Origin of the sequence: Actinomadura napierensis, from assembly GCF_039529375.1 — a bacterium.
GTDB classification, from domain to species: Bacteria; Actinomycetota; Actinomycetes; order Streptosporangiales; family Streptosporangiaceae; genus Spirillospora; species Spirillospora napierensis.
In genome coordinates, this window is record NZ_BAAAMR010000088.1 from 17,528 (window position 1) to 40,004 (window position 22,477).

Below are 22,477 nucleotides of genomic sequence, written 5' to 3' on the forward strand. Positions count from 1 at the left end.
GGTCTAGTGTGATTGTGACCCGCGATCGCGGCCCCGGCGACCCCCTGCGCGGCGTCGGTTGTCGACGGGGGCGGGCGGTCAGCGGTGATTTTCCGCCGCGTGCAGCAGCCAGTCCGTGACCTCCTGGCCGGCGGCGATGCCGCGGGACGCGGTGACGGCGGTGGACGGGGACGTCCAACCGGCGTCGTGGAGTTCGCCGTGCGCGGGGCGGATCGACCGGTGGGCGGCTTCGAGCAGTTCGACGTCGAGCAGCGAGTCGCCGGCGGCGAGCATCGTGGCGGCGCCGGTGCGGCGGGCGACCTCGGCCGCGGCGGCGGCCTTGGTCAGGCAGGCGGGCAGGCAGTAGACCTTGCGGCCCTGCAGGGAGGTCCGCCAGCCGCGTTCGGCGCACCAGCCGGTGAGGTCGGTGACCCAGGCGGGCGGGAGCGCGGCGCGATCGACGACCGTGTAGGCGAACAGGTCGGAGGCGGTGCGCCGCTTGAGCACGAACTCGCCGCCGACCGCGGTGAGGTGGTCGCGGATCTCGTCGAGCGGCGCGCATCCGTCCGCGATGCGGGCGCGGACGGCGGACAACCAGGCCGGGTCGTCCTCGCCGTCGACGAGGAGATGCCCGCCGTTCGCGCAGATCGCGTATGCGGGCGTCTTCTCCAGCAGGTGGATGCGCCTGTACTGCTCCGGCGTCCGCGTCGTCGTGGGGACGAACACGGTCGACGCGGCCAGAGCTTCAAGGGCCTGCGCGGCCGTCTCCGTCATGTAGGAGAGCGGCGCGCCCTGGTAGAACTCGACGCAGACGAGGCGCGGCATGGTCTCGTCGGGGCCGTGCAGGGAGAAGGCCGCCTGCGAGTAGATGAGCGTGCGGTCCAGGTCGGAGCACACCAGCACGCTCACTGGGCCGCTCCCTTGCCGAACCGCGGATGGATGAGCCCCATGCACGCATAGGGGAAGCGGTCAGGTTCGACGTCCACGACGGGCACGCCGCGCTCCTCCGCCAGGTGTCTGATATGCCGAAGTTCGGGGCCCGCGTCGCTGCGCGCGAGGACCTTCCATGGGACGCGGCGCAGCAGCACCCGGGTCGTCTCACCGATGCCCGGTTTGACCAGGTTGAGATCGTCGATGCCGTGTTCCCCGGCGACGTCGCGGACCGCCTCCCACCCCGACCAGTCGGGCGCGCGGTCGGACGCCGCCAGGCCCGGCGCGTCCTTGGCGACGCGCTCGGCCACGTCCGCGAACCGCGCGCAGACGGTGTCGAGGAACAGCGCGGACACATCGTCGGCGGCCAGGTCGGCGTAGAACTTCGCGCCGTGGAAGTCGTCCGGGCCGATCAGCCGGTCGTTCAGGACCGTCCGGCTGACCAGCCCGGACACGGTCGAGTTCAGGCACGCGGACGGGATCAGGAAGTCGTCGCGGGTGCCGTACAGCGGCGCGCAGCGGCCGGGGTCGGCGAGGACGGCCAGGTCATCGCGGAACGCGGTCCCCGCGAGCGCGGCGGTCAGCTCGCGGGTGATGGCGCCCTTGCCCGTCCAGCCGTCCAGGAACATGACGGCGGACGGGTCGTGCCGTCCGGCCAGGTACCGCAGTGCGACGGTGTCGATGCCGCGATCCCGGACGATGCTGATTGCGTAGTGCGGCAGGTCGAGGCCGTGCGCGTACCGGGCCCAGCGCCGCACCAGGATCCCGACCGGCGTGCCCGCGCGCGCGAGCGAGACCAGCACGACGTCCGGGCCGCGTTCGGCGAGGATCTGCTCGGTGACGAGACCGGTCGCATACGCGAGCCGTTCGGCGGACGCCTCCAGTGCCTCGTGGAACAGGCGCCGGTACTCCGGGCCCGGCTGGTACTCGATGGGCAGTGATTCGGCGTAGTGGGCGCGGCCCGTCTGCACCGCGGCCTCACGTTCCTCCGCGGGCGCCTCTAGCCGGACGTCCGACAGATCCTTCAGCAGCCACGTGACGTCCTCCGCCGGGTAGCTGCCGAAATCGGGCCCGTACAGCGGCCTCACTGGTCTCCCCTATAGGACGGGACCGTCACGACCAGGACGGGCGCCAGCGAACGCAGGCGCGCCAGCAGCCCGTCGGTGAGCGCCTGGGTGTCGCCCACGTCGTCCACGACGAAAACGATCCGGTCGAACGCCGGCCCATCAGAAGCGGGCGCCACGTTATAGGCGTACCGCTCCCCCGGCCCGTCCGCCGGGTGGTCGTGGGAGGGGAAGGCGATCCTGGTGCGGATGGCGTATCCGGGGTCGTCTACCGCCAAGACCGGCGACCGGGTGGTGGTGGAGTAGCGGACGTCCACACCCGGCAGGGCGTCAGCGAGCGCCTCCCCCAGCCGCAATGGCGCGTACATCAGTTCCTCGAACCCGAGCATGAGGACCCGGGACGCACCGGCCCCGAGTTCCGTTGCCATCGCGTCGGCCATGCGCGGCAGGTCCTTCTCCAGGGCGACGCGATGCTCGGGCAGGAACCCGTGACGGCCGCCGTCCGGCACGCCGTGCGGCCATCCCGGCGAAATGCGCGCGATAGGGAAGGCACCGTGCTCTCGCGGCGGCGCAACGTCCGCCGACAGCTCGGAGACGATCCGCTCCCCCATCTCCAGGACGTCATCGGGCAGCTCTACACGTCCTCCGGCGAGCGACACGGCGTCGATACGCGCTCCCAGCCGCACGGCCAGCTCGTCCACGCGTGCGCGGTCCTCCTCGTTGCGCAGATCGATCAGTGCCGCCAGGACGTAATGCTTCCGGGGGCGGATCTCGTGTAGGGCGAAAATGGTGTTGAGGACCGTCTGCCCTGTCGAGAGCTCATCGTCCACGAGCACGACCGGCACGTCCCGGTCGAGCGCCGCAGGATCCGACGGCAGCAGCAGATGGCTCGTAGCGTGGCTGTGCTCCTCCTCGAACCCGCCGTAGGCGACGAAGCCCGGCACCGGGCGGCGGGTGGAATGCAGGTAGTAGGCGCCGCCCAACGCGTCCGCCACCGAATGCCCTAGTGCGGTAGCGGTCTCGGCATAGCCGAGGACTATGGCGTTCACAGGCGGGTGCGGCTCTCGCATAGCGTCGCGCAGGGCCGCAGAGGCACCGGGAACGCCCGCCAGTGCGTCCGCAAGCGAACCGGACGGAACGGACGCCGCCTCGTCCCGCAGGCGCGCGCGCACGAGCTCCCCCAGCAGCAACCCCGACCCGTAGACGAGGCGAGGGTCGGTGGGGACGTGCTTACCGAGCACGGCCGACACCAGCAGATGAGCACGCCGGGGGTTGCGCCGGACCGCGAGCCCCACCAGCGAGGCCAGCCCGGCACCGGCAGGACGGGCGCCGTCCGCCAGCCGCACGCCGAGCCGCGACGCCACCCACTCGCCCGGCCACACAGCCGTCATCGGCTGCCCGCGGCTTCCAGGAGCTCGACGAACGTGACGTCCCGCGCCGCCACCCCGAACACGCGCGCGCGCAGCATCAGCCGTTCCGCCCAGGCGCGGTGCGGTTTCGCCTCGTTCATCTTGTTCGCGTACGAGCTGGCCATGGCGCCGCCCCCGGTGAACCCGAGGATGTCGGCGGCGTCGCAGTACTCCTCGTGCGTCACGACCGACAGGGCGTGGACGGCCGCGACGTGCGTCGGGTGGATGACGGTCTTGCCGGTCAGCCCGTTCGCCTTGTCCAGATGGACCTCGCGGATCAGCCCGTCCAGGTCGGAGGTGATGAGCCGCTGCCGCAGCGGCGCGGCCCGCTGCGCCTCGAACGGCGACTGGCGCAGCTGCGGCTTGAACATCCGCTCGCCCGCCGAGAAGTACTCCCAGACCGGGCCGGTCAGCACGAAGCCGCTGCCGTCCGCGCGGCCGAGCACGTTGACGATGTCGGTGATCGCCGCGGCGACCGGCCGGATGTCGTAGATCGTCAGGTCGGGCGGGCGGCGCAGCCCGTAGGCCGCCGACATGTCGGTCGCGCCGATCCGCACCGCGAGGATCCGCTCGCGGTGCTTGGCCAGCAGCCGCGCCACGTCGTGCAGCATCTCGGTGCGGGTCTCGCTGTGCACCGCGTCCGGGCTCTCGATCACCGGCATCGCCAGCAGCCGCAGCCCGGTGCGGGCGGCGGCGTCCTCGATCGCGTCGAGGAACGCTCCACCGGCCGGCGCGGTGAACTTCGGCAGCACGAACCCGCTGACCAGCCCGGCGGCGGGCCCCAGCCGGGCGGCGATGGCGCCGATCTGGCGGGGCTCGCGGACCCGCACGAACAGCAGCGGCACGCCCCCGATCGAGCGGTCCCCGGGCCGGTCGCCGGCGTCCGGCCCGCCGGCGCCCCGGGCGTGCAGGTCCCGCAGCTGGGCGACCAGGTTGGCCTCCCCCTCGGGGACCTCGTCGTCGGCGATCGCGTCCTCCAGGCACACGACCATGCTCGTGACGCCGCGCCGCGCCGCCTTCTCGATGTCGCGGGCGAGCGCCGGGCGGGTGGCGGGGCAGTACAGGGTCGCGCCGAGCGCCACCGCGAGCACGTCCGGATCGTCATGCCGGCCGAAGGGGCGGGGATGGCGGTGGAACAGGTGCTTGCGGTACGCGGTGTCAATATGGTCGAAATGCCGCATGTTCCCGGTCACAAATGAAACGTCGGATCACAGATGGGCGGACACCGCCGGCAGCAGGTGCTGGAAGGTGCGGCCGGTGGCCGTCGCGCCGATCGCGGTCATCGACCAGCCCTCGCCGTCCCGCGACACCTTCGCCATGATCTGCGCGTTGTGCTGGCCCGAGCCGCTCAGGTCGTAGCGGGCGATCTCCTGGCCGGTCGTCTCGTCCACCAGCCGGCAGAACGCGTTCTCGATCTGCGAGAAGTCCTGCCCGGTGAAGGAGTTCACCGTGAACACCAGCTGGACGACGTTGGCCGGGACGCCCTGCAGGTCGACGTTGATGACCTCGTCGTCGCCCTCCCCCGCGCCGGTCAGGTTGTCGCCGGTGTGCTGGACCGAGCCGTCCTTGCTGCGCAGCTGGCGGAACCACACCGAGTCGGCGAGGTTGCCGCTGCCGTCGAACAGCAGGCAGGACGCGTCCAGGTCGATGGACTGCGCCTTGCCCTTGCCGAACAGGCCCTTCTTGGCGACGGCGTCCCAGCCGAGGCCCATCCTGACCCGGGTGAGGGTGCCGCCGCCGGGCTTGGCCAGCGAGACCTTCTGCCCCTTCTGCAGCGAAATCGACATCGTCGTCTCCTTCGGTGATGACGCTCAATCGTCGCGGGGTGCGGACGGTGCGCGCGGATCCTGGCGGACGGTGCGCGGGTCCTAGAGCTTGCTGGAGTGCAGTGGCTTGTCCTCGCCCGCCCCGGCGGCGGCACCGCCCTCGGTCCGGTTCCGCACGACGGAGCTGATGAACGCGGCGATGATCAGGCCCGCGCCGATCCCGCCGGTGAGCCACTCGGGGACGTGCCGGCCGATGCTGACCAGCATGCAGACCGACAGCGCGCCGATCGCCCAGTGGGCGCCGTGCTCGAGGTAGATGTACTCGTGCAGGGTGCCCTTGCGGACGAGGAACACCGTCAGCGACCGGATGTACATGGCGCCGATGCCGAGGCCCAGCGCGATGATGATCGGGTCGGTGCTGATCGCGAACGCGCCGATGACGCCGTCGAAGCTGAACGAGGCGTCCAGCACCTCCAAGTAGAGGAACAGGAAGAACCCGGCCTTGCCGGTGGCCAGCGCCAGCGAGCTCGGCCCGGACCGGGCCGGGGCCCGCTCCTCGGCGGCGTCCTCCCCGCCGTCCTCGTCCTCGTCCTCCTCGGTCGCCTCGGAGAACAGCTCGCCCAGCCCGTTGACCAGGATGTAGGTGACCATCCCCAGCACGCCGGCGATCATCACCTGGCCGGGGTCGTCGGCGAACAGCCCGGCGGTGAAGGCCAGCGCGCCGCCCGCGACGACCACCGACAGCTGGTCGAGCTTGCCGATCCGCTGCAGCGGCGCCTCCAGCCACGGCAGCCACTTGTCGGCCCGCTCCTCGAACACGAAGTCCAGGAACAGCATCAGAAGGAACATGCCGCCGAACGCCGCGATCATCGGGTACGCGTCGTTCATCAGGTGGTGGTAGCGGTCCGGGTCGTTCAGCGCCAGGTCGAACGCGTCGTAGGGGTTCAGCTTGGCGGTGACGCCGACGATGAGCAGCGGGAAGACCAGCCGCATCCCGAACACCGCGATCGCGATGCCGACGGTGAGGAAGATCTTCTGCCAGAACGGGCTCATCCGGTCCAGCACCTTGGCGTTGACCACGGCGTTGTCGAACGACAGCGAGATTTCCAGCACTGCGAGGACGGCGACCAGGGCCAGCCCGGTCCCCCCGTCGTACAGGGCGGCGACCAGAAGGCCGAGGACGGTGATGCCGAAGGCCCAACCGAAGGTGCGAAGAATCATGCGCGTATTTCTGTGAGAAAAGGTCGGCCGGACGGAGCCGGCCGGCGGGCGGGGTCGCCGGCCTCAGCCGACGTTGACGCCGAAGTCCATCGCGATTCCGGCCAGACCCGAGGCGTACCCCTGTCCGACCGCGCGGAACTTCCACTCGGCGCCGTGCCGGTACAGCTCGCCGAAGACCATCGCGGTCTCGGTGGAGGCGTCCTCGGTCAGGTCGAAGCGGGCCAGCTCGCTGCCGTCGGCCCGGTTGACGATCCGGATGAAGGCGTTGCGGACCTGCCCGAAGTTCTGCTGCCGGTTGTCGGCGTCGTAGATCGACACCGGGAACACGATGCGGTCGCACTCCTGCGGCACGCCGGTCAGGTCGACGTTGATCGACTCGTCGTCGCCCTCGCCCTCACCGGTCAGGTTGTCGCCGGTGTGCTCGACGGATCCGTCCGGGCTCTTCAGGTTGTTGAAGAACACGAAGTGCTGGTCGGACATGACCTTGCCGGTGGCGGCGAGCAGCAGCGCGGAGGCGTCCAGGTCGAAGTCGGCGCCGGTGGTGGCGCGGACGTCCCAGCCGAGCCCGACGGTGACGGCGGTCAGATTCGGGGCGGCCTTCGTCAGCGAGACGTTGCCGCCCTTGGCGAGTGAGACTCCCATGATCGGGCCACTCCCTTCCCGGGGAAGAAGTCGTTAGAGGTTGACGCCGAAGTCCGTCGCGATGCCGGCCAGGCCGGAGGCGTAGCCCTGGCCGACCGCCCGGAACTTCCAGTCCGTCCCGCTGCGGTACAGCTCGCCGAAGACCATCGCGGTCTCCATGGACGCGTCCTCGGACAGGTCGTAGCGGGCCATCTCGGACCGGTCGCCCTGGTTGAGCACCCGGATGTAGGCGTTGCGGACCTGGCCGAAGTTCTGCCCGCGGCTGTCGGCGTCGTAGATCGACACCGCGAACGCGACCCGCTCGGCCTGCGCGGGCATGGCGCCGAAGGTGACGTTGATCTGCTCGTCGTCGCCCTCGCCCGCGCCGGTGGTGTTGTCGCCGGTGTGCTCGACGCCGCCGTCCGGGGTACGCAGGTTGTTGAAGAAGACGAAGTGCTGGTCGCTGACGATCTTGCCGGAGGCGTCCAGCACCATCGCGGAGGCGTCGAGGTCGAAGTCGGTGCCGGTGGTGGTGCGCAGGTCCCAGCCAAGCCCGACGGTGACGGCCGACAGGCCCGGCGCCTGCTTGGTGAGCGAGACGTTGCCGCCCTTGCTGAGACTGACACCCACGGCGTTCCTCCAAGATCGCATGACGTACCGGACGCCGGCCAGGCGCCTCGCTATATCGACGCAGCAGCGATGCTATCCGTTCCCTGATTGGCGGTCGCATTGCACGAGAACGTCCGGACTGCGCGAGACTGGGCATGAGGACGAAGGGAGGCGGCGTTGCGGGGACCGGGCGACCAGCGGCGGCGCGGCAGGGGCGGGCAGGCGGCCGACGCGGCGATCCAGGCGCGGGAGGCGGCGGCGGCCGCCTTCTACGACATGGATCAGGCGCAGAAGTTCCTGGACGGCCGCGTCACCGTCTTCGAGGACCTGGACGCGGGCGCCGCCGCGCCCGTCCGGCGGGAGTTCACCGGGCTGGCGGAGGCCGCCGACGCCGCCTCTGTGGCCTACATCGCGGTGCTGGACGCGCACGACCTCGATGACCGGGACCGGTCACCCGCCGAGTACGACGCGGCGCGCAGGGCGTTCCTGGCCGCCACCGAGCGGCTCCAGCAGACCACCCGGAACCTGAACGGGTTCGCCGAGCGGCTCGCGCCGCGGATGGCGAAGCTGGAGGCGGCCCTCGACCAGCTCCCGCCGCGGCTCACCGCCGCCCGCGACGCCGTCGCCGCCGCCGACGCGGCCGTGCGGGCCGCCCGCGAGGCCGGGATGGACGCCTCCGACCCCGAGGCCGAGCTGGCGCGCGCGAAGGAGGCCCTCGCGCTGCTGAGCTCGCAGGGGCTCGGCGGGCTCGGGCTGGACGGGGCGATCCGCAAGGCCGACGAGGTCCGCGCGATCGCCGAGAAGGCGCAGGAGGCCGCGGCGGAGCTGCCGCGGATGGCGGAGAAGGTGCGCAACTCCCTCGCCTCGGTGCGCACCCGGGTGGACGTCGTCGCGAACCGCGTCGAGCCCGTCCGGCAGGCGATGCGGGTGCTGCTGCGCGCCTACTCGCAGGCCTGCTGGCAGGATCTGCGCGGCGCTCCGGAGGCGATCGATGCGGGGGTCACGCGGGCGCGCGAGCGGCTGAACGAGGCGGCGGCGTTCGCCGGCCGCACCGAGTGGAAGCAGGCGCAGCAGGCGCTGACCGCGGCGCGCACCGAGCTGAACGCGGCCGACCGGCGCGCCGGGCAGGTCACCGGGCGGGTGACGGAGCTGGAGGCGGTCGCCGCCGACCCGGACCGGCCGGCCGAGAGCGCCCGCTTCGCGGTGCGGGACGCGCAGCGCCTGGCGATGGCGCAGCCCGGCGGGGCCGCGCCGGAGCACGCGCGGGCGCTGGACGCGCTGGTCGAGCGGCTGGACCACGCGCCGAAGCGGCTCACCGGCGCGCACCCCGACTACTGGGCCTACCTGCAGGAACTGGAGTCCGTCAAGACGGCCGCGGGCGACGTGGTGACCCGCATCCGCTCCGAACGCGCCGCAGGCGGCTCCTGAGAGCCGCCCACGCCCACCTCCAGGCGAGGCGCCCCTAGGCGAACAGGGTCTCGCCCCAGTGGCCGCCTTCCTTCACGCCGGGCGGGCAGGCGAAGATGCCCGATCCGACGTGCTGGACGTACTCGTTCATCGCGTCGGACGCCAGCGACTCCTGGATCTTGATGAAGCCGGTGCGCGGGTCGCGCTGGAAGGCGATGAAGAACAGGCCCGCCTCCAGCCGGCCCAGCCCGTCCGAGCCGTCGGTGAAGGAGTAGCCGCGCCGCAGGATCCGCGCGCCGCCGTTGGAGTCGGGGTGGGCGAGGCGGACGTGCGCGTCCGGCTTCATCCGCGCCAGGACGGGCTTGTCGCGCTCCTTCTTCTCCCCCACCGGCGCGCCCTCGGACTTGCTGCGGCCGAAGACGTCCTCCTGCTCGCGCAGGGACGTCCGGTCCCAGATCTCGATGTGCATGCGGATGCGGCGCGCCACCAGGTAGGAGCCGCCGGCCATCCAGTCCGCGCCGTCGCCCCGGCCCGCCCACACGTGCTTGTCGAGCAGCGCCGTGTCGGTCGTGCCGATGTTGTCCGTGCCGTCCTTGAACCCGAACAGGTTGCGGGGCGTCTGCGCGTCCGGGGTGGTGGAGGACGTCTTGCCGAATCCGAGCTGCGACCAGCGGACGCCGACGACGCCCATCCCGATCCGCGCCAGGTTGCGGATGGCGTGCACCGCGACCTGCGGGTCGTCCGCGCAGGCCTGCACGCAGATGTCGCCGCCGCTGCGGGCCGGGTCGAGGTTCTCCCCGGAGAAGCGCGGCAGGTCCACCAGTGCCGCCGGGCGCCTGGCCTTGATCCCGAACCGGTCCTTGCCGTCCTTCTCGAACAGCGACGGGCCGAACCCGATCGTCAGCGTCAGCCGGGACGCGGGCAGCCCGAGCGCCTCGCCGGTGTCGTCGGGCGGCGCCACGGCGACCTCCGGGATCGCGCCGTCGCCGATCGCCCGCCCCGTGGTCATGTCGGCCGCCGCCGCGGTCCAGTCCTTCAGCATCTGGACGAGCTTGCCGCGGTCGTCGGTGGTGACGTCGAACGCGGCGAAGTGCAGCCGGTCCTGGACGGGGGTGGCGATGCCGGCCTGGTGCGCGCCGTGGAAGGGGACCTCGGCGCCCGCCTCCGTCCCGCCCGTGTCGGCGGAGGCGACCCGGTCGAGGCCGGCCCCGGCGGCCGCGCCGACCAGCAGGCTGGCGCCGGAGAACCCGAGCATCCGCCGCCGGGACATCCCGGCGCGCCCGCCCTCCCGGCGGGACGGAGCGTCCGAAGCACCGGGCTGCGTCATTTCGCTACGACCTCCGCGAGCTTGGAGAGCGGCTCGCCCAGCGCGTTCACCGCGTCGGCGAGCTCCTTGCGGTCGTCCTTGCCGACCTTGTCGTACGACACGTAGCCGTCGCCCTCCTCGTGCTTCTTGAGCAGCGCGTAGACGGCGGCGAAGTTGTCGTCCAGGTCCTTGGCCAGCTGCGGGTCCTTCTCCTGGACGACCGGCTTGAGCAGGTCGTAGGCCTTCTTCGCGCCGTCCACGTTGGCCTTGAAGTCGACGAGGTCGGTGTGGCTGAAGGGCTCCTCCTCGCCGGTGACCTTGCCGGTGGCGACCTCGTCCAGCAGGCCCTTGGCGCCCGCGGCCAGGTCGTTGACGGGGTCGAGGGTGAGGCTCGGCAGCCGCCCCTTCAGCGTCTCCAGGTCGGCCAGGAGCTGGTCGCCGTACTTCTCCTTGCCCTTCACCGACCCGTCCTTCCAGAGGGCCTTCTCCAGCAGGTGCCAGCCGGACCAGTCCTTCTTCTCGCCCGGCTTGAGGTCGGCCTCGCGGGTGTCGACCTTGCCGTCGATGTCGCTGAACTTCTCCGCGACGGGCTCGATCGACTCCCAGCCGACGCGGGACGGCGCGTACAGCTTCTTGGCCTTCGCGACGTCGCCGGCCTTCACCGCCGCCACGAACGGCTTGGTCTGGGCGATGGTGTCGTCGAGCTGGGCGGTGACGTAGGCCTTGTAGTCGGTGGCGGCCTTGGTCAGCCGCGGGTCGGCGCCGCCGCCCCGGCCGGTGACCGTGACCTCCTGGGAGGGGCCCTTGCCGGTCTGCCCGGCGCTGCAGAGCAGCTTGAACTTGCCCTCCGGCAGGTTCACCACGAAGTTCACGCTGGTGCCGGGGCCGATGTTCTCCTTCTCGGCGAGGATGCTGCCGTCCGGCTTGAGCACCTCGAACTCGTTGACCTCCGAGCCCTTGTTGGTCACCTTGAAGGAGTTCTTGCCGGCGGGCAGGTCGGTCTTGGCGACCTCGCACTTGTCCTTGGACGCCGTCACGGGGATGGCACCCGCGGCGTCCGCCTTCCCGTCACCGCCGCACGCCGAGAGCAGGGACATCGACACGGCGGCCACGCCGCTGAGGGCGAGGACGGAGGCAGGACGCATGGGGGGACTCCAGGGTGCAATGGTTAGGCTCACCTAAATTAGCCAATGCTAACCTCACCACGTCAAGTCGCCCCGGTGACAGTGAGAGGGATCCCACCCGCCCGGAAGATCATCCGGCCCCGGACCCGTCCCGGGCCCCTTCCCGGACGGTCAGCGCGGACGGTCGTTGATGCCCATCGTCAGGTTCCGCGCGGCCATCGGCGGGCTCGACTGCGGGTCGCCGTACGGCGGCAGATGCCCCTGCTGGGAGTGCTGCAGGTGCTGGGACGCCTGAGGGTGCGGCGCCTGCGCCGCCGGCTCGGCCCACACGGCCGTCCCGTACGCGCACACCTCGTGTCCCCCGCCGGGCAGCGCGGCGGTGTCGAACCGCATCCCGACCACCGTGTTCGCGCCCTTGCGGCGCGCCTCCTCGCCGAGCCGGTCCACGGCCTCGCGGCGCGCGCCGGCGAGCCCGAGGGCCGGCCGGTCGCCGGTCACCCGGAACGTCGCGCTGCTTCCCGCGTGCCCGGGCTGGTGCGCCCCGGCCTGATCGGTCTGGACGGCCGTCCCCAGGACCTCGCCGAGCACGCTGCGGACCTCGTACCCGGCAACGCCATCAGTCGTCACGATCAGCATGGCCATTACGGTAATCCACCGTCCGCCCGAAATGCGACGTCATGCACCGGATCCACGGAACCGGCGCGGCGCCGCCGGGCGGCCCGCCCTCCGGCGGCGAGCGACCGCCCTCCGGGCCGCTCGGGCCCGGAGGGCGGTCGCCCCCTGTCGCTCTTTCCCGTCCGGCCCGGCCCGGACGGTCGCTCCCGTCGGAGCCGTACGGACTACTCGAGGTACTCCCGCAGCATCTGCGCGCGGGACGGGTGCCGCAGCTTGGCCAGGGTCTTGGACTCGATCTGCCGGATCCGCTCCCTGGTCACGCCGAACTCCCGGCCGACCTCCTCCAGCGTGCGCGGATGCCCGTCGGCCAGGCCGAAGCGCAGCTGGATGATGCGCTGCTCCCGGTCCGACAGGGTGCCGAGGATGTCCTCGAGCTGGTCCTGCAGCAGGATGAACGCGGCGGCCTCGATCGGCACCACCGCGTCCGCGTCCTCGATGAAGTCGCCGAGGTCGGAGTCCTCCTCACCGATCGGCGACTGCAGCGAGACCGGCTCCTGCGCGATCCGCTGGATCTCCACGACCCGGACGGGCGGCAGCCCCATCTCCAGGCCGATCTCCTCGGGGGTGGGTTCGCGGCCGAGGTCCTGGTGCATCTGCCGCTGCACGCGGACCAGTTTGTTGATCGTCTCCACCATGTGCACCGGGATCCGGATGGTCCTGGCCTGGTCGGCGATCGCGCGGGTGATCGCCTGCCGGATCCACCAGGTGGCGTAGGTGGAGAACTTGAAGCCCTTCGTGTAGTCGAACTTCTCGACCGCACGGATGAGCCCGAGATTTCCCTCCTGGATGAGGTCGAGGAACAGCATTCCCCGGCCCACGTACCGTTTCGCGATCGAGACCACCAGCCGCAGGTTGGCCTCGATCAGCCGTTGCTTCGCCCGGACACCGTCGCGGGAGAGCAGTTCGAGGTCGATCCGCTCGACGTGGGAGAGGACGGCCGTGTGCGCCATCTTCTCCTCCGCGAACAGCCCCGCCTCGATCGATTTCGCCAGTTCTACTTCATCTTCTGCCGTGAGAAGCGGTACGCGACCGATCTCTCTCAGATAGATCCGGACCAGGTCGCTCGTCGGCGCCCGCTTGCCGAGGTCTCCCTCATCCGCTCGCACGACGTCCTCGGTCTCCTGCTGAGATTCGAGGACCTCTACCCCCTGCTCTGCGAGCATCCGGACGACCCGCTCCAGGGAGTCGTCCGGCAAGTCCGAGCGATCGAGCGCGGCAGCGACGTCTTCGACGGTCACACCGCCGCGCTCTCTACCGCGTGCGACGAGGTCCGCCACCTGATCAACCGATGGCGCCTCGCTTGGCAGCACCGAAGGGCCCACGGGGACAGTCTGCGTCAGATGCGGCCTAGATCACAGGACCCATTTCGCGGTAATTCCGGCTACTGGGATCCAAGCCCTCGCTCCCGCATCACCCGTCTCTGCTGCTCAAGCGCGACAAGATCGCCGAAGAGCCGGTTGTACTGCTCGGGGTCCTCGACCGGATTCAGCCGCTGGAGTTTAGATTTCGCATCGGCGATCATGCGGGTGAGCTGGCGTTCCTGTATTCGGGCCAGCAGTTCCACGGCATAGCGGTCGTCCGATTCCTGTGCGGACCGTACCGGCTCGACTCCGAGCATGGTGATCAGGTCCTTGACCTGGTCGTTCGGCGCCCTCTCCAGCAGGAGCAGCGCCCACTGCGAGGCGTTGCCCGCCGCCGTCACGCCGCCCGCCTCGGCGATCACCGCCCGCACCGCGGCGTGCGGCGGCGCGATGAACGCACCCGCCGGGACCTCGTCGAACACCGGCCCGAGCACCGCCGGCCGCTGCACCGCCAGCTTCAGCAGCTCGCGCTCGCGCTGGACCTCCGGGTCGTTCGGGTCGTAGGCCGGCCGCTGCGGCACCGCGCCGTTCCCGTTCCCGCGGCCGCCGTTCGAGGCGTTGCCGCCGTTCCCGTTGCCGTTCGGGGCGCCGCCGGTGCGGCCGTTGCCGTTCCCGCGGCCGTTCTGCGCGCGGGCGTGGCGCCGGTTCGAGAGCTCGCGGACGCGCCGCAGCACGAACTGCTCGTCCATCAGCCCGAGCCAGCGGTCGAGGCTGACCGCGTACATCTGCCGCAGCGAGCGGTCCTTGATGGCCGCGACGACGGGCGCCGCCGCGTCCAGCGCGGCGAGGCGCCCCTCCACCGTGTCGAGGTCGTGCCGCTCGATCGCGCTGCGCACCGCGAACTCGAACAGCGGCAGCCGCGAGGCGACCAGGTCGCGGACCGACGCGTCGCCGTGCCGGATCCGCAGGTCGCACGGGTCGAGGCCGTCCGGCTGGACGGCGACGAAGGTCTGCGTGACGAACTTCTGCTCGTCGGCGAACGCGCGCAGCGCCGCCTTCTGCCCGGCCGAGTCGCCGTCGAAGGTGAAGATGACCTCGCCGCGGAACTCGTCCTGGTCCATCAGCAGCCGGCGCAGGATCTTGATGTGGTCGTCGCCGAACGCCGTCCCGCACGTCGCGATCGCCGTCTGCACGCCGGACAGGTGGCAGGCCATCACGTCGGTGTAGCCCTCGACCACCACGGCCTGCCGCCGCCGCGCGATCTCCTTCTTCGCCAGGTCGGCCCCGTACAGCACCGAGCTCTTGTGGAACAGCGGCGACTCGGGGGTGTTCAGGTACTTCGGGCCGTCGTCGTCCTCGTAGAGGCGGCGCGCGCCGAACCCGATCACGTCGCCGGACAGGTCGCGGATCGGCCACATCAGCCGGCCGCGGAAGCGGTCCATGGGGCCGCGCCGGCCCTCCTTGGCCAGCCCGCCGGCGACGATGTCGCGGTCGGTGAACCCGCGTCCGCGCAGGTGCCGGACGAGCCCCTCCCACTCGCGCGGCGCGAACCCGACGCCGAAGGTCGCGGCGTCGGCGGTCTCGAAGCCGCGCTCGGACAGGAAGGTGCGGCCGATCGCGCCCTCGGGCGAGGCCAGGTGCTCGGCGTAGAACTCGGCGGCGGCCTTGTGCGCCTCCAGCAGCCGGGCGCGCTGCCCGGTGTCCTGCCGGGGGCCGCGCCCGCCGCCGTCCTCGTAGCGGAGCTGGATGCCGACCTGCGCCGCGAGCCGCTCGACCGACTCGGAGAACGACAGGTGCTCGATCTCCTGGACGAACTTGATGACGTCGCCGCCCGCCTCGCACCCGAAGCAGAAGTACAGCCCGCGCGAGGGCGTCACGTTGAACGACGGCGACTTCTCGTCGTGGAAGGGGCACAGGCCCTTGAGGTTTCCGCCGCCCGCGCTGCGCAGCTGCAGGTACTCGCCGATGACGTCGGCGATGGACGACCGCTCGCGGACGAGCGCGATGTCCTCATTGCGAATACGGCCTGCCACAGCGAAGGAGTCTACGGCGCCCCACCGACATCCGGCGCATCACGCCGCAACCCGCATGGCCGCGGGACCGGACCCGGCCCCGCCCCCGGATCCGGGCCCCCGCGCGCCCCCGCGAGGAGCGCGTCTGGCCTGGCCGGACCCGGCCTTGTTAACCGCCGGTAACTCTGGATGGGCTATGGACAAACGCATTGTGACGCGATGAGATGACGCACCGAGTTCCTGCCCACCCCCAGGCGGCCCCGATGACGGATGTTGTGCTAGACGGCGTCGAGAAGGTGTATCCCGGCGGGCTGACCGCCGTCCGCAAGGTCCGGCTGCGGATCAACGACGGCGAGCTGTTCGTCCTGCTCGGACCGTCCGGCTGCGGCAAGTCGACCATCCTGCGGATGATCGCCGGGCTGGAGGAGATCACCTCGGGCGACCTGTGGCTGAACGGGTCGGTGGCCAACGACCTCACGCCGCGCGAGCGGAACGTGGCGATGGTGTTCCAGGAGGGCGCCCTCTACCCGCACCGCACCGTCAAGGGCAACATGATGTTCCCGCTGGAGGTGTCGGGCGGCGACCGCGCGGAGGCGAGCGCGAAGGTCGTCGAGCTGGCCCGCGCGCTCGGCCTCAACACCATGATCGACCGGCTGCCGGGCACGCTGTCGGGCGGCCAGCGCCAACGCGCCGCGATCGGCCGGGCGCTGATCCGCGAGCCGTCGCTGTTCCTGATGGACGAGCCGCTGTCCAGCCTGGACGCCGGGCTGCGCACCGAACTGCGGGTGGAGATCGCCGCGCTGGTGCGCTCCAGCCGTACCACCACCGTCTACGTCACGCACGACCAGGTCGAGGCCATGACGATGGCCGACCGGATGGCCGTGCTGCGCGACGGCGTCCTGGAGGACGTCGGCACCCCCGAGCAGATCTACGAGGACCCGGCGACGGTGTTCGTCGCCGCGTTCCTCAGCTCCCCGCCGATGAACCTGCTGCAGGCGAGGCTGTGGGCGGTCGAGGGCGAGGGGCTGCTGCTGGACCTCGGCCCGCAGCGGCTGACGATCCCGTGGGACGACCCGCGCGCGTCCTCGCTGATCAGCCACCACGGGCAGATGGTGATCGCCGGGATCCGGCCCGACACCCTGGTCCCGATCGCGCCGGGCTCGCCCGCCCGCCCGGGGACGGTGCTGTCCGGGCAGGTCCACGGGCTGGAGTTCCACGGCCACGAGTGGCTCGCCTACGCGCAGGCGGGCATCCCCACGGTCGACGCGAACGAGTTCGGGCGGCCGCGCCCCGCGCCGGCGATGGCGGCCGCGCAGCCGGGCCTGCGCGACCGGCTGCGCGGGATGCTCGGCCGGCCGTCCCGCGAGCCCGGGCGGGCCGAGGAGCACGCCGGGCACCACCGGCGCTCCGACCTGATCTTCCGCGCCAACCCGGGGCAGCGCCCGAACCGCGGCGACCACGTCGCGCTGACCGTGGACCTCGACCGGATGCTGCTGTTCGGCGCGGACGGCCGCCGCGTCACACCCGTCCAGCGCTGACGCCCGTCCCCTGGCCGGCGCGGGGCGGTCCTCAGGTCTCCTTTCCGTACACGCCGGCGTCGCGTTCGAACGCCGAGAGCGTCGGGTCGTGGTCGAGCGGCCCGGTGTCGGACATCACGCTCATCCAGTGGTGGAAGTTGTCGCCGCGCTCCACCAGCAGCTCGTACAGCCGGCGGGTGAGGCGGCGCCGGACGTCCGCGAGCTCGGGGTGGTCGATGCGGTTGAGCAGCTCGTGCGGGTCGGCGTCCAGGTCGTACAGCTCGTCGCGGGACTCGGGGTTGACCACGAGCTTGTACCGGCCGTCGTGGATCATCCGCTGCGGGTACGGGAAGTGGTGGCCGTGGAACTCGGCGACGATCTCACTCCGCCACGGGACGTCGAGCCCCTCGACCAGGGGCAGCAGGCTGCGCCCGTCGACCGCCGGGGCGGTGTCCTGTCCCGCGAGGTCGAGGATGGTGGCGGTCAGGTCGGTGAGGCCGACGAACTCCCCGCGCACCCGTCCCGCCGGCGCGCCCGGCACCCGGACGAAGCCCGGTCACGTCGGGTGGGGCCCGCCCGCGTTCAGCCGACGATGCGCCGCAGCCGGCGCAGGCCCTCGCCGATCTCCGGCAGCGTGACGGCGCCGTAGCCGAACACCAGCCCGGGCACCGCCGGCCCGTCGACCGCGAACTCCGACAGCGCGAACAGGCCGACACCCTCCCCCAGCGCCTCGCGGACGATGCCGACGTCGTCCGTCCCGTCCGGCAGGGTCGCGCACAGGTGCAGGCCCGCCGCCGACGGGATCGGCTCCAGCCGCCCGGCGAACCAGGTGCCGAGCAGCCCGGCGACCCGCTCGTGCCGGGCCTGGTACTCGCGCCGCGACCGGCGGATGTGCCGGGCGAGCAGCCCCTCGTCGATGAACCGGGCGAGCGCCGCCTGCGCCGGCAGCTCCGCGTGCCAGGACGAGACGTACCGCGCCATCCGGAACGCGCGGTGCAGCGACGGCGGCGCGACAAGGAACCCGATCCGCAGCACCGGCCGCATGATCTTCGAGAAGGTGCCCGTGTAGAGGACGCGGCCCCCGTCGTCGAGGCTCTGCAGCGGCTCGATCGGCCGTCCCCCGTACCGGTACTCGGTGTCGTAGTCGTCCTCGACGATCACCACGTCCCGGCGCCGCGCCCACTCCAGCAGGGTGTGGCGGCGCGGCAGCGACATCGGCATCCCCAGCGGGAACTGGTGCGACGGCGTCACGTAGACGGCGCGCGTGTCGTCCGGGAGCGCGTCCACACGCAGGCCCTCGGCGTCCACCGGCACGCCCCGCACCCGCATCCCCGCCGCGTGCAGCAGCATCCGCACCGGCGGGTATCCGGGATCCTCGACGGCCACGACGTCGCCCGGCTCCAGCAGCACCCGGACGACCAGGTCGATCGCCTGCTGGACGCCCGACGTCACCACCACGTCCGCCGCGGCGGCCCGCACCGACCGCGACACGCCGATGTGCCGGGCGATCGCCTCCCGCAGCTCGCCGAGGCCCGCCGGATCGCCGGCCGCCGCCGGATCGTCGAGCGCGGACGGGCGCAGCCGCCCCGCCATGATCCGCCGCCACGGCTCGTACGGGAACAGCCGCACGTCCGGCAGCCCGGCCCGGAAGTCCCAGGTGATCCCGGTCATCCTGCCCGGCCACACGCCGACCTCGTCCCACACCTTCCGCGGCCGCAGCGGCGACGCCACCGGACGCTCCCGCTCCGCGAACCCGGCATCCCGGACGAACGTCCCCGCGCCCACCCGGCTCTCCAGGAACCCTTCCGCCACGAGCCGGTCGTAGGCGACCGCGACCGTGTTGCGGGAGATCGCCAGCCGCCGCGCCAGCTCCCGCGTCGGCGGCGCCGCCTCCCCCGCGCGCAGCCGCCCGTCCAGGATCGCGGCCCGCAACTGCCGGTAGATCTGGCCGGCGAGGTCCTTCCGCCCGATCAGGCTCACATGCAGGTCCACCCGCCCGACCCTAGACCGGCTCAGTCATTTTCCGCGATTTTGGCCCTGTACCTGGGCCACTCCCCGTTCCTACGGTGGACGCATGGACGTTCTCACCGAACTGCTCACCACCGACTTCCGCCCGCTCGACCGTGAGGCCGCCGACCTGTACCTCTCGGCCGTCGCCCAGGTGAAACCGGACGCGCTCGCCCAGCCGACGCCGTGCCCCGACTGGACCCTGCACGGCCTCCTCCGCCACCAGGTCAGCCAGGACCAGGGCTTCGCGGCCGCCGCACGCGGCGACGGCGCCCGCCTGTCCGCCTGGCACGGCGGCGACCTCGGCGACGACCCCTACGCCGCCGCCAAGGCGTCCCTCGACCTCGTCACCGAGGCGTTCGCCGCGGTGCCCCTCGACGCCGGGCTCGTCCTCCCCGAGATCCGCGACGGCGGCCCGTTCCCGGCCGCACTGGCGATCAGCTTCCACTTCGTCGACCTGGTCGTCCACGCCTGGGACGTCGCCGCCGCGATCGGCGCCCCCTGGGAGCCCGGCGACGACCTGCTGACCGCGTCCCTCAAGGTCGCGTCGATCGTCCCCACCGACGACCGCGGCCCCGGAACCTCCTTCGCTCCCGTCGTCCCGGCCGACGACGCGGCACCGAAGAACCGCCTCCTGACCCTCCTCGGCCGCTCCCCCTCGTGGAGCCGCTGAAAAGCTGGCGACCCGGCCCCGCCGACGGCCGCGGACCGGTCCTGGTGAGCGTCACCGACTTCACCAGCGCCCACCCGTCCGACCTCCCGGAGGTCTACCGCGCCGGCCTGAACCTGCGCCGAGCCTGGCCCGGCCTCAAGGGCGCCGTCGGCCTGTGGATGTGGACGAAACCGCTCCAGCTGCGCAGCGGCTCCGTCTCCATCTGGGAGACCCCGGAAGACCTGCACCGTTTCGTCGCCTGGCCCCCGCACGTCGCCATCATGCGCCGCTTCCGGAACCGCGGCGCCATCCGCGCCCACACCTGGACAGCGCACGCCTTCGACCCCGCCGAGACCTGGGCGCGCGCGGCGCGCCTGCTGGCTCAGACCGGAGCGCCCTCGCAGACCGCCCCCTGATAGAAGCCGATCTTGAACTTGACGTGCTCCTGCTGCTCGCGCAGCCGGGCGATCTGCTCCTCCACGCGGCGATCGTGCGCCTGCAGCAGTTCCAGCCGCTCCCGCACGGTCTCGGCGCCGCCCCGCGCCAGCTCGGAGTACCGCAGCATCTCCGCGATCGGCATCCCCGTCTCGCGCAGGCAGCGCAGCATCCCGAGCCACTGCAGGTCGTTGTCGCTGAACACACGCCGTCCCGACGCGTTCCGCGCGATCCCCGAAAGCAGCCCGATCTTCTCGTAGTAACGCAACGTGTCGATGCTGAAGCCGCTCTTCTCGGCGGTCTCAGCCGGAGAGTAAGAACTCACGTCTACCAGGATCCCACCTGGAGCACACTCCAGGTCAACCGCCGTCCTCGTAGCGGACCTTGAGTCGCGAAGGTCATGGGCGGCGTACGCGGTGTGGCAGGAGCGTTGCGCCGCCGAGCAGGACTACGTGCAGGCGCCTAGGGAGGCATGCGTGCGGAAGCAGGAGGGGGCGGGCGGAGACAAGGGAGCGGCCGGAGACAAGTGGGCGGGCGGGCTGTAGCCGGAGGAAAGCCAAGGGGCATTCGGCGAGGGGTGGGTGGGGTGTTCGGGGATTGGTCGGCCGTGCGGTGGGGTGGCGCTGGCGTACGGGGCCGCCCCTCCAAAGTCAGGGGCGCCTTCGGCGTCGCTTCGCGATGGACTTCGTCCACCCTTGACTTTGGAGCCTCTGCGGCCCCTGAGGCAGCGCTTAAGGGGCAGGCTCCGCCTGCCCCGCCCCGGTCGCGCCACCCCACCGCCCCCGAACCAGCGGACGAAGAGTCGAGCGGGCGGAACGCCGAGGGGCTGACGACGGCACGAGTCGGGTGCGGGCGTGCGGGTGGAGGCGGTGGTGGTGTGGGCATGCCGGTTCGCCCGAGATCCGGGTTGGATTCGGGCGAACCGGTGGTGTGGAGGGTGGGGTGGGTTATGCGGCCCAGTTGGCGGTGGTGTCGGATGGGCCGATCGACCCCGGTGGCCCACTACCTGTCCGGGTTCTTGATCGTGCGCCCGGTGGTGGGAGCAGCCGGTAGATGTACCGCCCGTCGGGGTCTTTACTGATCCCGATCTGATCTGGGCTGGTGTGTTTGAAGCGGTTGTGCCATCCGCAGGTCAGGGCGAGTTGGTCGATGTCGGTGGGTGAGTTACCGAGGGCCCAGCCGTTGACGTGGTCGACTTCGCACAACGTCCCGGGGATCTCGCATTCCCGCACCGCGCAGGTGGGGTAGAGGGTTTCGAGGACTTGGCGTTGGGCGGCGCTGGCGAACCGCTCCCGGTAGCCGAGATACAGCGGGGTGTGTCCGCGTCCGAGTAGGAGGGGTGAGACTCCGGCTGCTAGGGCGATGCGGCGGGCTTGGGCGGCGGGGATGGGGGTGCCGTCGGTGAGGCGGGCGGGGGTGTTGCCGCCGGTGAGGGTGTCCAGGTCGCAGATGACGGTGATCTTGGTGGCCTTGTGCCCACCCGACAGCACACTCGACAACGCCGCCGCCGTCCGCTCGCCTACATCGCGGTGGTCATCGGGCCCGGCCGGCTTGGCCAGCGGAGCAAGCGTCCCGTCCCAGATGGCGGCGTCCTCGGCGTTCAGCCAGCCCTTGATGTAGCGGCCGCCATCCAGGGAACCGGTGCTGGTGATCCACGACTTGGCGTACCCACGCTTGGCATCCTCGCCGGGGGTGGTCTCGGTGCCGTCGCGTTCGGCGATCACGTCGCAGATGCGGCGGCCGAATACCCCCACCTTCGCCGCCGAGAACCCTTGCTCGACGAAGCTCAGCAGGGTGGTCTCGGCCTGAGCGCAGTCGGTGTCCTCCAGCCGCGCCACACTCTGCGCGACCGTGGCCGCATACCCATACGACAACTCCCCGGCCGCCAACCGTTCCGCGACCTGGGGAAGCCGGTGCCGCTGGCGGGCCAGGATGAGGCGTTCGGTGGTGCGGTTCTCCCGCATCCCCAACCGCGACCGCAGCCACGCCCGCGTCGACGGGAAACCCCCACCGCTTCTGCTCCCCGCTGGCGTCGACGCGGCGGATGAAACCGGCGAGGGCGCTTTCCTGTATATCGCAGGCGGCGGCCAGATCTTCGGTGAGTTCCAAGCATGCGGCCGCAGATTCTGGAGCTTCTCGTTGGGCGAGTTCTGTGGCGATCGCCGAGACCGCGTTCACCAATTATGCGGTGGACGCGGTCTCAAGGTCGACCGTCACTGATTGCATAGGTAAAGCATACCCTACGTGGCCGACAAAAGTCGGCCCGACGGCCCTTTATTTCGAGGCTCCGGAGAAAGGTGTCGATTGTCGTTTTGTGGGGATTTGCGAACACGCATGCGGAAGGGGGTGGTGGGGTGGCGCGACCGGGCGGGGCAGGCGGAGCCTGCCCCTTTGCGCTGCCTCAGGGGCCGCAGAGGCTCCAAAGTCAAGGGTGGACGAAGT

21 protein-coding genes are annotated in these 22,477 nt (G+C 71.6%); 4 read left to right on the forward strand and 17 right to left on the reverse strand.

Annotated elements, in window-relative coordinates; translation table 11 throughout:
- Positions 1 to 78: 78 nt before the first annotated feature.
- The 8 genes from ABD296_RS36190 to ABD296_RS36225 form a co-directional block, all read right to left on the reverse strand.
- Complete coding sequence (locus ABD296_RS36190) at positions 79 to 888, reverse strand: HAD family hydrolase (protein ID WP_344278057.1); 810 nt, start codon at positions 886 to 888, stop codon at positions 79 to 81.
- Positions 885 to 1,997, reverse strand: coding sequence for a cysteine protease StiP family protein (locus ABD296_RS36195; protein ID WP_344278060.1), 1,113 nt, complete (start codon positions 1,995 to 1,997; stop codon positions 885 to 887). Before ABD296_RS36195 ends, ABD296_RS36190 begins: the two co-directional genes overlap by 4 nt.
- Positions 1,994 to 3,364, reverse strand: a complete 1,371-nt coding sequence (locus ABD296_RS36200; protein WP_344278063.1) for a phosphoribosyltransferase family protein — start codon at positions 3,362 to 3,364, stop codon at positions 1,994 to 1,996. Before ABD296_RS36200 ends, ABD296_RS36195 begins: the two co-directional genes overlap by 4 nt.
- Positions 3,361 to 4,575 carry an HpcH/HpaI aldolase/citrate lyase family protein gene (locus ABD296_RS36205; RefSeq protein WP_344278066.1) on the reverse strand — a complete coding sequence of 405 codons (1,215 nt, stop codon included), beginning with the start codon at positions 4,573 to 4,575 and terminating at the stop codon, positions 3,361 to 3,363. The genes ABD296_RS36200 and ABD296_RS36205 overlap by 4 nt, the downstream gene beginning before the upstream one ends.
- 15 nt (positions 4,576 to 4,590) lie before the next feature.
- Complete coding sequence (locus tag ABD296_RS36210) at positions 4,591 to 5,169, reverse strand: TerD family protein (RefSeq protein WP_344278069.1); 579 nt, start codon at positions 5,167 to 5,169, stop codon at positions 4,591 to 4,593.
- An 81-nt stretch (positions 5,170 to 5,250) separates the two neighbouring features.
- Positions 5,251 to 6,369, reverse strand: a complete 1,119-nt coding sequence (locus tag ABD296_RS36215; RefSeq protein ID WP_344278072.1) for a DUF475 domain-containing protein — start codon at positions 6,367 to 6,369, stop codon at positions 5,251 to 5,253.
- 63 nt (positions 6,370 to 6,432) lie between these two features.
- On the reverse strand, positions 6,433 to 7,011 hold the full coding sequence (locus tag ABD296_RS36220) for a TerD family protein (protein ID WP_344278075.1): 579 nt from the start codon (positions 7,009 to 7,011) through the stop codon (positions 6,433 to 6,435).
- Between the two features lie 33 nt (positions 7,012 to 7,044).
- Positions 7,045 to 7,620 carry a TerD family protein gene (locus ABD296_RS36225; RefSeq protein WP_344278078.1) on the reverse strand — a complete coding sequence of 192 codons (576 nt, stop codon included), beginning with the start codon at positions 7,618 to 7,620 and terminating at the stop codon, positions 7,045 to 7,047.
- Between the two features lie 156 nt (positions 7,621 to 7,776).
- Here ABD296_RS36225 and ABD296_RS36230 point away from each other — a divergent pair, with 156 nt between their 5' ends.
- A complete protein-coding gene (locus tag ABD296_RS36230) occupies positions 7,777 to 9,027 on the forward strand; it encodes a molecular chaperone DnaJ (protein ID WP_344278081.1) in 1,251 nt (416 codons plus the stop codon).
- Positions 9,028 to 9,061: 34 nt separating this feature from the next.
- Here ABD296_RS36230 and efeB read toward each other — a convergent pair whose 3' ends face one another.
- From efeB to dnaG, 5 genes are all read right to left on the reverse strand, one after another.
- Positions 9,062 to 10,333, reverse strand: a complete 1,272-nt coding sequence (gene efeB, locus ABD296_RS36235) for an iron uptake transporter deferrochelatase/peroxidase subunit (protein ID WP_344278083.1) — start codon at positions 10,331 to 10,333, stop codon at positions 9,062 to 9,064.
- On the reverse strand, positions 10,330 to 11,457 hold the full coding sequence (gene efeO / locus ABD296_RS36240) for an iron uptake system protein EfeO (protein WP_344278086.1): 1,128 nt from the start codon (positions 11,455 to 11,457) through the stop codon (positions 10,330 to 10,332). The genes efeB and efeO overlap by 4 nt, the downstream gene beginning before the upstream one ends.
- A gap of 150 nt (positions 11,458 to 11,607) precedes the next feature.
- Positions 11,608 to 12,072 (reverse strand): YbjQ family protein, encoded by a 465-nt coding sequence (locus ABD296_RS36245; RefSeq protein ID WP_344278089.1) that lies wholly within the window; start codon positions 12,070 to 12,072, stop codon positions 11,608 to 11,610.
- Between the two features lie 203 nt (positions 12,073 to 12,275).
- Positions 12,276 to 13,421 carry an RNA polymerase sigma factor RpoD gene (rpoD, locus tag ABD296_RS36250; protein WP_344278111.1) on the reverse strand — a complete coding sequence of 382 codons (1,146 nt, stop codon included), beginning with the start codon at positions 13,419 to 13,421 and terminating at the stop codon, positions 12,276 to 12,278.
- 71 nt (positions 13,422 to 13,492) lie between these two features.
- A complete protein-coding gene (dnaG, locus tag ABD296_RS36255) occupies positions 13,493 to 15,445 on the reverse strand; it encodes a DNA primase (RefSeq protein WP_344278092.1) in 1,953 nt (650 codons plus the stop codon).
- 242 nt (positions 15,446 to 15,687) lie between these two features.
- Between dnaG and ABD296_RS36260 the strand changes: the two genes are divergently transcribed.
- Entirely contained in the window at positions 15,688 to 16,962 is a 1,275-nt protein-coding gene (locus ABD296_RS36260; protein WP_344278095.1) for an ABC transporter ATP-binding protein, read from the forward strand.
- 31 nt (positions 16,963 to 16,993) lie between these two features.
- Here the strand turns inward: ABD296_RS36260 and ABD296_RS36265 are convergent, their stop codons facing one another.
- Together ABD296_RS36265 and pdxR are read right to left on the reverse strand one after the other, a co-directional pair.
- Complete coding sequence (locus ABD296_RS36265; RefSeq protein WP_344278097.1) at positions 16,994 to 17,482, reverse strand: sulfatase/phosphatase domain-containing protein; 489 nt, start codon at positions 17,480 to 17,482, stop codon at positions 16,994 to 16,996.
- A 41-nt stretch (positions 17,483 to 17,523) separates the two neighbouring features.
- Positions 17,524 to 18,933 (reverse strand): MocR-like pyridoxine biosynthesis transcription factor PdxR, encoded by a 1,410-nt coding sequence (gene pdxR, locus ABD296_RS36270; protein WP_344278101.1) that lies wholly within the window; start codon positions 18,931 to 18,933, stop codon positions 17,524 to 17,526.
- A gap of 82 nt (positions 18,934 to 19,015) precedes the next feature.
- On the opposite strand from pdxR, the gene ABD296_RS36275 reads away from it, so the two are divergent.
- A complete protein-coding gene (locus ABD296_RS36275; RefSeq protein ID WP_344278103.1) occupies positions 19,016 to 19,621 on the forward strand; it encodes a TIGR03086 family metal-binding protein in 606 nt (201 codons plus the stop codon).
- 44 nt (positions 19,622 to 19,665) lie between these two features.
- A complete protein-coding gene (locus tag ABD296_RS36280) occupies positions 19,666 to 20,016 on the forward strand; it encodes a hypothetical protein (RefSeq protein WP_344278104.1) in 351 nt (116 codons plus the stop codon).
- On the opposite strand, the gene ABD296_RS36285 is transcribed toward ABD296_RS36280, so the two are convergent.
- Entirely contained in the window at positions 19,983 to 20,360 is a 378-nt protein-coding gene (locus ABD296_RS36285; RefSeq protein ID WP_344278106.1) for a MerR family transcriptional regulator, read from the reverse strand. The genes ABD296_RS36280 and ABD296_RS36285 overlap by 34 nt on opposite strands.
- Positions 20,361 to 20,982: 622 nt before the next feature.
- A complete protein-coding gene (locus ABD296_RS36290) occupies positions 20,983 to 22,158 on the reverse strand; it encodes an HNH endonuclease signature motif containing protein (RefSeq protein ID WP_344278114.1) in 1,176 nt (391 codons plus the stop codon).
- Positions 22,159 to 22,477: the final 319 nt, after the last annotated feature.

Excerpts from the sequence above, each read along its gene's own strand:
- ABD296_RS36200 (WP_344278063.1), bottom strand. The coding sequence starts at position 3,364 with ATGACGGCTGTGTGGCCGGGCGAGTGGGTGGCGTCGCGGCTCGGCGTG.
- ABD296_RS36210 (WP_344278069.1), bottom strand. The coding sequence starts at position 5,169 with ATGTCGATTTCGCTGCAGAAGGGGCAGAAGGTCTCGCTGGCCAAGCCC.
- ABD296_RS36215 (WP_344278072.1), bottom strand. The coding sequence starts at position 6,369 with ATGATTCTTCGCACCTTCGGTTGGGCCTTCGGCATCACCGTCCTCGGC.
- ABD296_RS36220 (WP_344278075.1), bottom strand. The coding sequence starts at position 7,011 with ATGGGAGTCTCACTCGCCAAGGGCGGCAACGTCTCGCTGACGAAGGCC.
- efeB (WP_344278083.1), bottom strand. The coding sequence starts at position 10,333 with ATGACGCAGCCCGGTGCTTCGGACGCTCCGTCCCGCCGGGAGGGCGGG.
- efeO (WP_344278086.1), bottom strand. The coding sequence starts at position 11,457 with ATGCGTCCTGCCTCCGTCCTCGCCCTCAGCGGCGTGGCCGCCGTGTCG.
- ABD296_RS36245 (WP_344278089.1), bottom strand. The coding sequence starts at position 12,072 with ATGCTGATCGTGACGACTGATGGCGTTGCCGGGTACGAGGTCCGCAGC.
- ABD296_RS36260 (WP_344278095.1), top strand. The coding sequence starts at position 15,688 with ATGACGGATGTTGTGCTAGACGGCGTCGAGAAGGTGTATCCCGGCGGG.
- ABD296_RS36275 (WP_344278103.1), top strand. The coding sequence starts at position 19,016 with ATGGACGTTCTCACCGAACTGCTCACCACCGACTTCCGCCCGCTCGAC.